This window comes from Natronomonas sp. (assembly GCF_028274965.1).
Lineage (GTDB): Archaea > Halobacteriota > Halobacteria > Halobacteriales > Haloarculaceae > Natronomonas.
The window spans coordinates 1-12,798 of sequence record NZ_JAQCNO010000066.1 but is presented as its reverse complement, the minus strand read 5'-3'; the positions used below and the strand labels follow the sequence as shown (position 1 = coordinate 12,798).

Sequence of the window (12,798 nt, the reverse complement as noted above, 5' to 3'; positions counted from 1 at the left end):
TGGCTAAAAGCGGCCTGGCTCCATTACGCTTCGAGCGCCGATAGGACCCCACAGCCGCGCGTCGGCGGGACCACAGAGCGGCCGTGGGTCACTCGACGAAGCGGTACTTCCGTTCGCCCATCCGGCCCCAGCCGTCGAAGGCGAACTCCGAGTCCGGGGTCGTGAACTCCTCGACGGCGGCGTCCTCGTCGTGGTTGTGGGCGTCGTGGACGTCCTCGTACTCCGCGAAGGTGAGCTCGTAGCGGTCGGCGAGCTGTTCGTCGATATTCAGGGCGTCGATCTCCTCGCGCCAGTTCTCCTGGATCGTCTCGACGTGGATCTCGGCTTGGGCCCCCGAGCCGTACGAGCCGACGAGGAGCCGCTTGCCGGCCGCGTCTTCGCCGTCCTCGGCGAGCGATTTCAGCCCCGAGACGCGGGCGACGTGGACCGAGCAGGTGTACCAGTTGCCGACGCGCCTGGAGATGTCGAGCGTCGGGTCAATCGTCCGGTCGTACCACGAGCGGTACCGCTCGGTCTCTTTCAGCGCGTCGGTGTACTCCGAGAGCGCCTCCCGGTAGGTCTCGTCGTCGTCGAAGGCCTCGCTGCGCGGTTGGCGGCCGATCTCCGCGGCGAGTTCGTCCTCGATGTCCGTGTCGCGGGTGATGTGTCGGTACGCCAACAGCGCGGCCTTCCGGACCATGCCCGGGAACGGCGTGTGAAACGGCCCGAGCCGGAAGTCCTCGGCGTGGATCGTCCCGCCGACGCGTTGGTAGTCGACGAGCGCCTCCCGCATCCGGGCGAGATAGACGTTGACCGACCGCTTGCCGTCGACGCTCGGGAACTGCTGTTGGGGCTTCAGGAAGTCGGTCTCGTCGGCCGACCCGTAGCCCTGCTCCGTCGAGAGTTCGACCAGATCGGGGTCCTCGTCGATCACCATCGCAACGGCGCCCGCGCCTTGGGTCGCCTCGCCGGGGTCGTCGCGGGCGTACAGCGCCGTGTCGGTGGTGATCACGAGCGCCGCCCGCCCGCGGTGGCGGTCGGCCCTGATCCAGTTGTACGCGTCGTCGATGCTCTGGGTGCCCGCCACGCAGGCGAACTTCCGCTCGCCCTTGTTGGCGTGATGGAAGTCGCCCTCGAAGACGTCTTCGAGACAGCCCGCGATGTACGTCGACACCGGCTTGGAGTGGTCGAACGCCGACTCGGTGGCGACGTCGATCCGGCCGATGTCGTCCGGTTCGAGCCCCTTTCGTCTCATCAGCCGGTGGGCGGCGTTGGCCCCCATGGTGACGATGTCCTCGTAGGTGTCGGGGAAGGAACTGGCGTGGAGGCCGAGGCCCTTCGTGTACTTCTCCGGCGAGTCGCCCATCGCCGGCGCGAACGTCTCCGGGAGGTCGAGTCTGAGTTTGCCCGTGTGGATCTCGATCCCGTCGATACCGACGCCTGTCATACTCGGGGTCTCGGGGAGCGGGTATATTATTTTGTCGATGGATATTTCGACAGTCGTCGAAAAGACCGCGGCGCAAACGTTTCCGCCGGAGCGGCCTATATGATCACGGCCGTTCTCGCGGTCGCCGTCGGCGCGGTCGCCGTCCTGACGAACGTCGGCATCGCCTTCGCGGCGGGCGTGGTCTGGTACGCCGTCACCGAGCGCGCGTCGGGGGAACGCTCCGGGACGGAATCGTCATGAGACGGGCGCTTGGGCGACACCTGTCATGCTCGGGGGCTCTTGTACTGTCGATGATTGTTTCGACGGTTATTAGAATAATTTACAGCGTGCGGTCCGAATTATTGTCAAATTATTTATCAGGGTGATATTGCTCCGACAGTTATTAGCAATTTGACAAAATAATAAGATATCAAAATAATGCGATCGAACGAAGAATTGTTCTATCAGATATTGTTATCCAATAATAAATGATCGCGGCCTGAACTAGTCATTAAATCGGCTCTGTACGGCGGTCCTGCTCAACCCCGTTAGAATCATACAGAATGACGCGCACCTCCGAAGCCTGGTTTGCGCCTTGGATATTTTCGGTCTGTGGTTGCGTTCCGTCAACATTAATAATACCTGTGCTATCTCGAACGGTGCCATCGTTGTCCAGTGACTGTACATTCACCTGCGCGTTCGGATCAGTTGTGTCAATCTCGAATGTGACTTCAATGTCGTTTCCGCCGGGTGTTTGTGGATCCACACTCACGACATCGTACGTATCCGATCCACCGGGACCCCCGACAGCACCTTGTCCCTCGATTTGCATCGGGGTAAGCGTTTTATCATTTACCTGAGCATCATTATCAACTCCGACCCGGGTCACACGGAGGTTGTAGCTGTCATTGGCAAGCGTGACACGAATGTCGTCGTCGTCAGGATCGGGTGGCGTCTCGAAATCAACGCCGTCTAATGATTGGATCGTACTGTTCCACGCCGTTGGCGACCGGGTCGGGATCTGCACCGTTATCGGGTCCGTACCGCTTCTGTTGATCGGTACCGTGTCCGTTGGTCCATCCAGAGTTTGCGGGTCTATACTGATTGCTTGAGAACCCGATCTCGAGAGATTACCCTCAAGCAGGACGATATTTATTCGAGTAGCGTTTGGTCGTATTACTGTCTGCTGAGTGACAGGGATGCGGGCGTTCTGAAACTCATTATACATGAACGAGTGTTCCAAAACGGTTGTCGGTGGGGTTTGATACTCCGTGTACACAGGATTATATATTAAAAAGTTCGTGCTCATGTCTGCTGCCGGGTCCGTGCCTAGCAGCTTCTCGGGATCTTCGTGAAACTCACTGTCTATTTTAGACGTGTTGACGCCAGCATTTTCGATGCGGAATTCGCTTTGGGATTCTTCGGTCCGCAATTCTCCGGAGGGTGCGGGTGGGTTCAACGCGATCAGTCGTGCCGGATACTGTGTTCCTAAACGGATCCGGACCGATCGGTGTTCTGAGATAACTGTATACTCGCCTTTGCCAAATCGTTCTACCGACCGCACGTCCAAAAGCGAGTTCCGAAGCTCCTGCATGTCGGTTTGGACGTCGCCGTTGTGGTTGAACTCCACCTCGGCGTTCTGGTTCGGAACGACGAAGGCCTGGTACGACGAGAAGGCGATGATCAGGATCGCAAACAGCAGTATCGCGCCGACGAGCGTCGATTGTGCGCGCTCGTCGGAGCGAAATCCCATAGACGACAAACGGCAGTCCCGGATAAAAACGTACGCCCTATTCGTCCTCTTCGACGACCGAGGGGTCGGCGAGGGCCCGCCCCAGCGAATCGAGCCCGTTGATCCAATCGGCGACGAGGCCGTACTCGATCTCCTCGGCGATGTCCATCGAGAGGTCGGCCCCGTCGACGACGAGCGTGCCGGCCTGCACGCAGTGAGCCAACGCCGTGTCGAGGTCCTCGTTCTCGGTTTCGGCGGCGGCGGCGGCCTGGAGGTGTTCCTCGACGGTCCCCTCCGAGGCGGGGCCGCCGACGATGTACTCCTCGGCGGTGTACAGCGCGCACACGAGGGAGGTCTGGATGCCGTCGACGAGCGTCAGTTTCTCCTCGTCGTCGATGTCGACCTCCGAGAGCACGATCTCCCGGACCCGGCCCAGCTCCGCGGTCGCGGCGTCGGCGTCCTCGAACTCGCCGTCGGTGTGGTCGGTGAGGATCTTTGCGATGGCGATGGTGGCGTCGTCGAGCAGATTGAAAAACAGCCGCGCGGAGTCGTCGCTCTCCGGGTCGATCTCCTCCTCGCGGAGCCGATCGAGCCAGTTGTTCCAGCGTTCTGCGGTGTAATATTCGCCGGGAGGCGCACTCATGCCCGAAGGTATCGGATGCCCGGGGATATGCCTTTTCCTTGCGTCGCTTTGGCCTATCGCTCCCGTTTCGCGTCGCGGCCGAGTTCCCGCTTGACGGCCTCGACCTTCTCGGAGGCCCGCTGGTCCCGGGTCCGCTTGTCGTCGATCTTCAGGAACGTGCTCACGCGATCGGCGTCGACCGCCTTGTGTGCCGCCCCGACCGCCGCCAACAGCGTGTCGACGTCGTCGGCCTCGATGACGGTTCCCATCGGGTTCGTCTCGTAGGAGACGTCGAACTCCTCGAGGGCCGCGACGGCCGCCGCGACCTCGCCCGCCATGCTGTCCTCGATCACCGGCGCGACGCTCAACAGCGCGATCACGCTCATGGGTGCGCCTCGGTTTCCACGCTCATACCGGTGTCGTCGGGGCGCCGGTAGTTACTTGATAGCCCCGTGTTCACGCCTGGGTATGAGCAGCGAGACCGCCGACCCCCACCGGAAGCGGCGGCGGGTCGACGCCAACGGGCTGACCTTCGAGTGTCTGGTCGTCGGCGACGGCGACCGGCTGGCGCTCTGTCTGCACGGGTTCCCGGACAACGCCGGGTCGATGACGCCGATCCTCTATCGGCTCGCGGAGGCCGGGTTCACCGCTGTCGCGCCGTTCATGCGCGGGTACGCGCCGACCGACCCGGCCCCGGACGGCGACTACTCCGGCGGGGCGCTCGGGCGGGACGCGATCGCGCTTTCGGAGGCGCTCGGGGAGGAACTCGGCACCGACGACGCCGTGCTCGTCGGCCACGACTGGGGCGCGGTCGCCGCATACGCCGCCGACCGGCGCGACCCCGAGGCCTTCTCGGAGCTCGTGACGCTTGCCGTCCCGCCGGGGTTCGAGCCGCTGTTGTTCGAGTACCCGAGACAGGCGCTGCGGAGCTGGTACATGTGGCTGTTTCAGCTCCCGGACGCGCCGGAGCGGGCGCTCAGGTGGCGGAACTTCGCCGCCATCGAGTTCCTGTGGGGGCTCTGGAGCCCCGGCTGGGACTACCCCGACGCGCGGATCAACGACGTCAAAGAGACGTTCCGGGCCGAGGGGACCGTCGAGAACGCCCTGGGGTACTACCGCGATACCGTCAGCCTCCCGGCGGCGGCGGGCGTCGTCGGCGATCGGCCCTCCGTGGCGGACGTCCCGCCGATCCGGACGCCGACGCTCGTCGTCTGCGGCGAGCGCGACGGCTGTATCGGCCCCGAACTGTTCGAGCACGCCGGGGCGGTCATCGAGGACTGCCGCGTGGTTCGGGTCCCGGGGGCGGGCCACTTCATGCACCAGGAGCGACCCGAGGTAGTCTGTGACGAGATCGTCGCGTTCCTCCGATCCGAATAGCGAGGAGAGCGGGTCTCACCCGCCGTCGTGGATGCGGTCGTGGACGGCTTCTTGTAGCCGGCGGCGCTCGTCGTGGTTCGACGCCGAATCGGTTCGGACCTCGATGAGTTGGGTCCCGTCGCTCTCGAGGGAGTCGGCGTACAGCTCCCGGAAGCGATCGCGGTCGTCCGTCCGGGCGAACCGGAGGTCGTACAGCCCGGCCGAGTGCTCGAAATCGAGGCCGTGGGGGGTTCGGAACCACGACTCGAAGCTCTCGTGGTCCTCGATCGGCAGCAGGTGGAATATCCCGCCCCCGTCGTTGTTGAGACAGACGATCGTCGCGTCGACGCCGGCCCGTTCGACCGCGAGCAGGCCGTTCATGTCGTGGTACTGCGCGAGGTCGCCGAGGACGAGGATCAGAGGGTCGTCGGTCCCGTAGCCGGCCCCGAGCGCGCTCGAGACGATCCCGTCGATCCCCGACGCGCCGCGGTTGCCCAAGACGGTGAGTGCCGCCGTGCGGGGCTTTCCGAACCGATCGAGGTCCCGGACCGGCATCGAGTTCGAGACAAAAATCGTCGCCGGATCGGGGGCCAGCCGGGCCGCGTCGGCGAGGATCGCCCCTTCGGGCGGTTCGCTGCCCTCGACGAACTCCCAGTAGGCGGTTTCGGCCGCTCGGAGCCGATCGGCGTACGAACCCGGCCGGCGGTCGATCTCCGCCGCGAGGTCGGCGGCAAAGCGGGTCTCGTCGGCGACGACGAGATCGCCCGCGGTGAACGTCGCCTCGCGGTACCCGCCGGCCGGATCGACGAGGAACTGCCGGCCGCCGGCCTCGCGGAGGTAGTTCCGCAGCGGCTTCGACGTCGGGGACGCGCCGAACCGGACGACGGTCTCGGGGGTCGCCTCGAGTGCGGCCGCGTAGCCGTCGTACCCGCCGCAGACGGCGACCGACTCGACGTGGGGGCCAAACCGGTGTCCCGAGAGCGGGTCGGCGACCACCGGGAAGCCGCTTGCCCGCGACAGTTCGGCGAGCGCCTCGGCCGCCGGGGCGGGGCGGTCCGTCGGCCCACAGACGATCAGGCCGCTGTCGGCGTCCTCGAGGGTCTCGGCGATCCTCCGGCGCTCGCGTTCCGGGAGCCGGCTCTCGCCGCGGGTCGTCGAGACGAACGGCCCGTCCCGTCCGGCGGTGGCGGGTCGCGGCGGCGTTTCGAACCCCGACGGGACCGCCCCCTCAGGGACGCCGGGCGGGAGTCCGCCGGCGTCGGCGGTCGGTTCGAGCGGCTTGCGCAGCGGGACATCGAGGTGGACGGGCCCGGGCTCGGACCCGGTGGCCGTTCCGACCGCCCGGGACACGGCGGTGCGGAGCGACCGGAGCTTCCGGTCGGCGGCCTCGGGCTCGGGGAGTTTCCGGTAGTGCCGGACGAAGCCGCCGTAGAACTTCTCCTGATCGATCGTCTGGTTCGCGCCGCTGTCGGCGAGTTCCGGCGGCCGATCGGCCGTCAGGAGGACCACCGGCACCCGGGCCGCGTCGGCCTCGACGACCGCCGGGTGGAGATTCGAGAGGGCGGTCCCGGAGGTGCAGACGAGCGCCGCGGCGCGGCCGGTCCGTTTTGCGTACCCGAGCGCGAAGAAGGCGGCCGAGCGCTCGTCGAGGTGCGAGACCGCCTCGATGTCGGGGCGCTCGGAGACGGCGACCGTCAGCGGCGTCGACCGGCTTCCGGGCGCGAGGACCGCGGTCTCGACGCCGGCGGCGGCAAGTTCGTCGGCGACGGTCCGGCCCCAGAGCGCGTTGATGTTCGGTTCGCTCATCGGCTCACTCCAGTTCGTCGAGGATCGGCCGGTACTTCAGCTGCACCTCGTCCCACTCCCTGTCCGGGTCCGAGTCGGCCACGATCCCGACCCCGGCAAACAGGGTCGCAACGTCGCCGCGGGCGATCGCCGACCGGAGCGCGACCGCGAACGAGCCGTACCCGGCCGCGTCGAACCACCCGACCGGCGCGGCGTACCAGCCCCGGTCGAACGGCTCGGTGTCGCGGATCGTCTCGAGCGCGCTGTCCGGCGGTAGCCCGCCGACAGCCGGCGTCGGGTGGAGCGCCTCGACGAGCGTCAGGACGTGTTCGTCCGTTGCGAGCTCGGCCGTGATCGGCGTCTCGATGTGCTGGACCGTCGCGAGCCGCCTGATCCGCCTGGCGCCCGCCCGGACCGACGCCGCGTGTGGTTCGAGCTGCTCGCGGACGGCCCCAACGACGAGGTCGTGTTCGTGGCTATTCTTGTCGTCGGCCAACAGTTCGGCGGCGAGCCACTCGTCTTCCTCCGGCGTCTCGCCGCGGCCGGTCGTTCCGGCGAGGGCGCCGGTTTCGACGGTCCGCCCGCGGAGGTCGACCAGCCGCTCGGGGGTCGCTCCGAAGAAGCCGGCGGAGCCGTCGGCGGGTTCGAACAGAAACCGGTAGCAGTCGGGGTACGTCTCCCCCAGCCGCGCGAGGACGTCGGGGATCGAGACCCGCTCGGCGAGGGCGGTTCTGAGCGCCTGCGCGAGGACGACCTTGTCGAGTTCGCCGGCGGCGATGCGGTCGGTCGCGGCGGTGACCCCGCGCCGCCACTGCGCCTTCGAGGCGGTGCGGGTGCGGGAGACGACCCCCGGCGGCGTGTTGATCGCCGACGGGTCCGGGAGAGACTGGACGCGCTCGCGGGTCCGCTCGAGGCGCGTCTCGACCGCGCTCGCGTCCGCTCCGACGGCGTTGACCGTCAGCCACGCCTCGCCATCGACGTACGTGATCTGCGTCCGCGGGAGCACGAACTTCGCGCTCGGGTAGCCCGCCCACGCGCCCTCCTCGGCGTGGTCGTCGTGAAACGAAAACCCGCCGAACAGCCGGGGGCGGGCCTCGAGGGCGCCCGCGTGAACGTCGCCGACCGAAAACAGCCGCTCGGCGGTCGCGCGGACGCTCCCAAAGCGGTCGGTCCCGGCCGCCTCGAGGGTCCTCGCCGCGCCGCTGCCGACGACCGTCGCCTGGTCGGGGGCCGCCCACAGGGTCCGGGGCGGGTCCGCAACGGAGAGGGCGGCCCGCGGCTGTGGGGGCGTCGACAGGCGGGTCGCCCGACTCGTTATCCCCGCGGACTCGGGGGCCGTCTCGTCGCTCCCCGGCGGTTTCATTACCGGGCGTTCGGGTCCCACCGGTTTAGGTTACGCGTTCAACGACGACCCCGGGGCCCGCACGCGGTACGCGCGTGGCGTCTCAGAGCTTCGACTCGGCGTCGTCGGCGAGTTCCTCCATGCGCTTGCCGATGCGGCCGGCGTCGGAGAACTCGTCTTCGGCCATCACGTTCGCCAGGGCGTTCCCGAGGACGAACACCGCGTGTTTGTGCTCGCTTTTCGACTTGTGGACGTCGTCGGGCGTGACGTCGAGTTCGTCGTAGGGCTCGAACACCGCGTTGTCGATCCCGTCCATGTCGCGGAAGTGATCCATAATGGAGACCATCTTGGCGTGTAGCTCCAGCAGTTCCTCCTTGTGCATGCCGTCGCGTAGGACAACCGCGCGTTTAACGCTTGTGCGGGTCGGACCGCTCCGCGAGCGGTGAACGCTCCGGAGTCGGCGGTGCGAGGGCGTTCCGAACGCGGAGACGGGCGGGAGGACGGAAACGGGCGGACCGGCAGGGGCGAGGCGGGGACCGTGCCGAGGTCACCGAGCGGTCAGAAGACGTACTCGTCGTCGTGGCCCATCATCCCGTCGTCCTCGAAACCGGGTTCGTCGTCCTCGATCGGGCCGCTCGTTTTGTACGCCCGGAGCCCAGTGGACAGCAGTTCTTCGATGGCTTCCTCCCTGTTGACGAACTCGCCGTCCTCGACGAGTTGTGCGATCTGCATCTCGAGGTGCTCCGGAACCGTGAGTTGTACCTTCGGCATCGGGACAGTCGGTCATTCGGGTATGGGGTATTTAATACTGTCGGGGATTTTTCGTTACCACGAAAATTGACATCGATAAATCGGAAGGATATTTTCGTTATTCGCCAGCTAATCTATCACTCAAAGCGAAACGAGTGTGGGCGCCGTCGGGCGACAAACATACCTGTCGGGTGCTCCTGCCTCCGGTATGCGAGACCTGACGGACATTCACGAGGCGTTCGACGGGGACCGGCTCCCGCCCGGTCAGCGGGAGACGGACCGGTTCCCGACGCTCTCGAAGGGCGAAACGCCGTCGGTGCCGGACTCGGCGACGCTCGACGTGTGGGGCGCTGTCGGGTCGGAGCTCTCCGTCCCGCTGAGCGAGTTCAAGACCTTCGACAGCGAGACACAGCGCCAGGACTTCCATTGCGTCACCGGCTGGTCCCGGTTCGACTGCCTGTTTCACGGCGTTCCGTTCTCGGCGCTCGCCGACCGCGTCGGCATCGACGAGGCGGCGACGCACGTGCTGTTTCACGCACACGACGGCTACACGACCGATCTGCCCCTCGAGGAGTGCCTCCGGGAGGGGGTGCTCTTCGCCTGGGAGTTCGACGGCGAGCCGCTGGCGGGCGAACACGGCGGGCCACTGCGGGTCGTGACGCCGCACAGGTACGCCTACAAGGGCGCAAAGTGGGTCTCCGGCGTCGAGATACTGACCGAGCCGGAACGGGGGTACTGGGAGCAGCGCGGCTACTCGGCGAGCGCGAACCCCTGGAACGAAGAGCGGTACGTCTGAGACACTCCCGGCTCGGGTCGTGAGTCAGCCAGAAGCATTAACCCCCTATATGCCCGACTTCTCATATGGCCGGTCCCACGCGCGTACTGCTCGTCGACGACGATCCGTCCTTGGCCGATCTCATGGCGAACCAACTCGGCACGCTCGGCGAGGAGTTCTCCATCCGCATCGAAACCGATCCGAGCGACGCCCTTGAGGCGGTCGACGACGGCGACGCCGACTGCGTCGTCAGCGACTACCACATGCCGGAGATGACGGGGCTCGAACTGCTCGAATACGTCCGCGAGATCGACGCCGATCTCCCCTTTATTCTGTTTACCGCCCGCGGCAGCGAGGAGATCGCGAGCGAGGCGGTCTCGGCGGGCGTCACCGACTACTTCCGGAAACGACGGGGGGCCGATCAGTGGCGGATCCTCGCAAACCGGATCGAGAACGTCTCGGCGCGGTACCGGGCCGAGGAGGCGGTCCAGCGGCGCGAATCCGCGCTCAGGCGGCTCGCGCGGACCGTCATCGACAGCGTCTCGACGCCGACCGAGGAGCTCGCCGAACTCGGCCGCGAAACGCTCGACGCGGAGTACGGCGCGTTGGTCACCGACGACGGGGACGGCGTCGAGATCCTCGTCGAGAGCAGCGACGGAGGGCTCCCGTTCGACACCGCCGAGGGGGTCCCGCTGGCCGACGACGTCGAGGACCTGACCGTCGACGGCAGCGGCATCGTCGCCGTCGCAACCGACGCCGACGGCGAGTCGGGGTTTTCCTCGTACATCGGAACGCCGGTGTACGTCGGCGATCGCCGCCACGGGACGCTCTGTTTCTGTGACCGCGGGGACAGAGCCGAGTTCACCGCCTGGGAGCGGGCCTTCGTCGAGCTGCTCGGCGACTGGCTCGGCCACGAGTTGACCGGCGAGTGGGCCCGCGACCAGAGCGAGGCCGTCAGCTCCGCCGAGAACCGGATCGCGAAGGCCCGCAAGGCGCTCTCGGAGGGCGAAACGGCGGCGGTGCGCTCGGAGCTCGACGCGATCGAGGACCTCCTAAGCCGGGAGCCACCGGCGGCGACGCCGGTGTCGATCGAGTTCTCCTGAGCGTTCTGGCGTTGCGGCCGAAAAGAGGAGTCGCCGCCCGGGGCGGCTCTCACTCGCGTCTGTCGCGCACGCAGGCCTCGATCGGGGCGACGAGTTCGTCGGCGACAGAGTAGGGGTCCGTCTCCTTTCGCAACACGCGATCGACGTAGGACTCCAAGCCGCCGCGGGCGTCCAGTTCCTCCTCGAGCAGCGACGCCGTGTCCTCCCGGAGCAGCGTCTCTATCTCGGCCGCGTACCGCTCGCGGGCCTGGGCCTCGCGCTCGCCGCTCTCGGCGAGCCAGGCGGCGTGGTCGGCGATCGTCTCGAGGAACGTCTCGACGCCGTCGCCGTTCTTCGCGACCGTCTCGACGATCGGCGGTTCCCAGCCCGGGTCCGCCTCGTCGTCTCCGGGTCCGGTCTCGTCCCTCTCGGCGGCTCCGGGGTCGACATCGGCGCCGTGGTGGCCCGCGATCGGCGACACGTCGCGCATGTTGATCATCTCTCTGAGTTCCATCACGGTCCGGTCGGCCCCGTCCATGTCGGCCTTGTTGACGACGAAGACGTCGGCGATCTCGAGGATGCCCGCCTTGAGCATCTGGACGTCGTCGCCGGAACCGGGCGGCACCAACACCGCGACCGTGTCGGCGGTCTTGACGATCTCGATCTCGTTTTGGCCCGCGCCGACGGTCTCGACGATGATCTTGTCCTTGCCGAAGGCGTCGAGGGCCTTCACCGCGTCCGTCGTCGCCGTCGAGAGCCCCCCGAGCGAACCGCGGGCCGACATCGAGCGGAAGAAGACGTCCATGTCGCCGACGTTCGAGGCCATCCGGATGCGGTCGCCGAGCACCGCCCCACCGGTAAACGGCGAGGAGGGATCGATCGCGATGACCCCGACCGTCTCCCCCCGCTCGCGGTACGTGGCCGCCATCTTGTCGACGAGCGTCGACTTGCCCGCGCCGGGCGAGCCGGTGATGCCGATGACCTCCGCTTGGCCCGTGTGCTCGTGGAGCCGCGAGACGAGATCGCGGTACCCCGGCGACCGGTTCTCGATGTTCGTGATCACGCGCGCGAGAGCGCGGTGTTTTCCCGCGAGCAGCCCGTCGATGAGCGCGTCCTCGGACATCTATCGTTCCGGGGCGTTCTCGCGGACGAACTCGATCGTCTCGTCCATCGACGACCCGGGGCCGAATATCTCGGCGACGCCGGCCTCGTACAGCGCCGCGCGGTCGTCTTCGGGCACGATCCCACCGACGATGACGAGCGTGTCCTCGAAGGCGTCGTACTCGCGGAGCCCCTCGAGGATCTTCGGAACGAGCGTGTCGTGAGCCCCCGAGAGGATCGAGATCCCGAGGACGTCGACGTCCTCCTGGACGGCCGCCTGAACAATGTCGTCCGGGGACTTGTGTAGACCGGAGTAGATGACCTCGAAGCCGGCGTCCCGAAACGCCCGCGCGATCACATGTGCGCCGCGGTCGTGGCCGTCAAGGCCGACCTTCGCAACCAGACACCTGATGGTTCGCTGTCCCTGTTCCGTGCTCATGACACACACTATCCGCGGGCAGGTGTTTGACTTTAACGGAGCGTCCGAACCGGGCGGGTCGGCCTCGGCGGGCGGTCCGGGAGGGTACGCTCCGGACGGCTCGCCGGCCGCTTCGATGGGTTTATCAATCGCCTCGGGATATGATCCGGTGACCGCGGGCTCGTAGATCAGCGGTAGATCATCCCCCTGGCACGGGGAAGGCCCCGGGTTCAAATCCCGGCGAGTCCATCTCCTTCGTTCGCGGTGCTCACTCAGTCGATGGGCTCGCCGACCCTCGCAAACCCTCCGGGTTTGCTCAGTCCCGGCGAGTCCGTTCGTTCGGTTCGTCTCCTCAAACTCGTGTTCCGCCGGTATGCGTTTCGTGTGGTGACACCCCAGGCCGCACGGCGTGCTTCGAACGCCTCACTCG

The 12,798-nt window shown here is 66.8% G+C and carries 14 protein-coding genes and 1 tRNA gene; 5 read left to right on the top strand and 10 right to left on the bottom strand.

Translation table 11 applies throughout. The annotated features are described in order from the left end of the window. Positions 1 to 88: 88 nt before the first annotated feature. Positions 89 to 1,426: a hydroxymethylglutaryl-CoA synthase gene (hmgB, locus tag Q0916_RS10050; RefSeq protein ID WP_299237121.1), complete on the bottom strand. Its 1,338-nt coding sequence runs from the start codon at positions 1,424 to 1,426 to the stop codon at positions 89 to 91. A 99-nt stretch (positions 1,427 to 1,525) separates the two neighbouring features. Between hmgB and Q0916_RS10045 the strand changes: the two genes are divergently transcribed. Continuing rightward, the gene (locus Q0916_RS10045; RefSeq protein WP_299237120.1) at positions 1,526 to 1,666 is read left to right on the top strand and encodes a hypothetical protein; all 141 of its coding nucleotides are present in this window, start codon (positions 1,526 to 1,528) and stop codon (positions 1,664 to 1,666) included. A 250-nt stretch (positions 1,667 to 1,916) separates the two neighbouring features. Here the strand turns inward: Q0916_RS10045 and Q0916_RS10040 are convergent, their stop codons facing one another. Genes Q0916_RS10040 through Q0916_RS10030 form a run of 3 tightly spaced genes read right to left on the bottom strand, consistent with a single transcriptional unit; the run spans position 1,917 to position 4,145 of the window. Then, a complete protein-coding gene (locus tag Q0916_RS10040; RefSeq protein ID WP_299237119.1) occupies positions 1,917 to 3,158 on the bottom strand; it encodes a hypothetical protein in 1,242 nt (413 codons plus the stop codon). Positions 3,159 to 3,195: 37 nt separating this feature from the next. Further along, the gene (locus Q0916_RS10035; protein WP_299237118.1) at positions 3,196 to 3,780 is read right to left on the bottom strand and encodes a DUF2150 family protein; all 585 of its coding nucleotides are present in this window, start codon (positions 3,778 to 3,780) and stop codon (positions 3,196 to 3,198) included. Positions 3,781 to 3,833: 53 nt separating this feature from the next. Next, entirely contained in the window at positions 3,834 to 4,145 is a 312-nt protein-coding gene (locus Q0916_RS10030) for an MTH1187 family thiamine-binding protein (RefSeq protein ID WP_299237117.1), read from the bottom strand. An 82-nt stretch (positions 4,146 to 4,227) separates the two neighbouring features. On the opposite strand from Q0916_RS10030, the gene Q0916_RS10025 reads away from it, so the two are divergent. After that, entirely contained in the window at positions 4,228 to 5,136 is a 909-nt protein-coding gene (locus tag Q0916_RS10025; RefSeq protein WP_299237116.1) for an alpha/beta fold hydrolase, read from the top strand. Between the two features lie 15 nt (positions 5,137 to 5,151). On the opposite strand, the gene menD is transcribed toward Q0916_RS10025, so the two are convergent. From menD to Q0916_RS10005, 4 genes are all read right to left on the bottom strand, one after another. After that, a complete protein-coding gene (gene menD, locus Q0916_RS10020; RefSeq protein ID WP_299237115.1) occupies positions 5,152 to 6,921 on the bottom strand; it encodes a 2-succinyl-5-enolpyruvyl-6-hydroxy-3-cyclohexene-1-carboxylic-acid synthase in 1,770 nt (589 codons plus the stop codon). A gap of 4 nt (positions 6,922 to 6,925) precedes the next feature. Further along, positions 6,926 to 8,263 carry an isochorismate synthase gene (locus tag Q0916_RS10015; protein WP_299237114.1) on the bottom strand — a complete coding sequence of 446 codons (1,338 nt, stop codon included), beginning with the start codon at positions 8,261 to 8,263 and terminating at the stop codon, positions 6,926 to 6,928. Positions 8,264 to 8,345: 82 nt separating this feature from the next. Continuing rightward, positions 8,346 to 8,624, bottom strand: a complete 279-nt coding sequence (locus Q0916_RS10010) for a UPF0058 family protein (protein ID WP_299237113.1) — start codon at positions 8,622 to 8,624, stop codon at positions 8,346 to 8,348. A gap of 176 nt (positions 8,625 to 8,800) precedes the next feature. Further along, complete coding sequence (locus Q0916_RS10005) at positions 8,801 to 9,013, bottom strand: ribbon-helix-helix domain-containing protein (RefSeq protein WP_299237112.1); 213 nt, start codon at positions 9,011 to 9,013, stop codon at positions 8,801 to 8,803. A 187-nt stretch (positions 9,014 to 9,200) separates the two neighbouring features. On the opposite strand from Q0916_RS10005, the gene Q0916_RS10000 reads away from it, so the two are divergent. Then, positions 9,201 to 9,788, top strand: coding sequence for a molybdopterin-dependent oxidoreductase (locus Q0916_RS10000; RefSeq protein ID WP_299237111.1), 588 nt, complete (start codon positions 9,201 to 9,203; stop codon positions 9,786 to 9,788). Between the two features lie 65 nt (positions 9,789 to 9,853). Next, positions 9,854 to 10,870, top strand: coding sequence for a response regulator (locus tag Q0916_RS09995; protein WP_299237110.1), 1,017 nt, complete (start codon positions 9,854 to 9,856; stop codon positions 10,868 to 10,870). Between the two features lie 49 nt (positions 10,871 to 10,919). Here Q0916_RS09995 and meaB read toward each other — a convergent pair whose 3' ends face one another. Together meaB and Q0916_RS09985 are read right to left on the bottom strand one after the other, a co-directional pair. Further along, on the bottom strand, positions 10,920 to 11,972 hold the full coding sequence (gene meaB, locus Q0916_RS09990) for a methylmalonyl Co-A mutase-associated GTPase MeaB (RefSeq protein ID WP_299237108.1): 1,053 nt from the start codon (positions 11,970 to 11,972) through the stop codon (positions 10,920 to 10,922). Next, positions 11,973 to 12,389, bottom strand: a complete 417-nt coding sequence (locus Q0916_RS09985; RefSeq protein WP_299237106.1) for a cobalamin B12-binding domain-containing protein — start codon at positions 12,387 to 12,389, stop codon at positions 11,973 to 11,975. A gap of 156 nt (positions 12,390 to 12,545) precedes the next feature. Here Q0916_RS09985 and Q0916_RS09980 point away from each other — a divergent pair. After that, positions 12,546 to 12,617, top strand: a tRNA-Ala gene (locus tag Q0916_RS09980). The last annotated feature ends 181 nt before the right edge of the window (positions 12,618 to 12,798 follow it).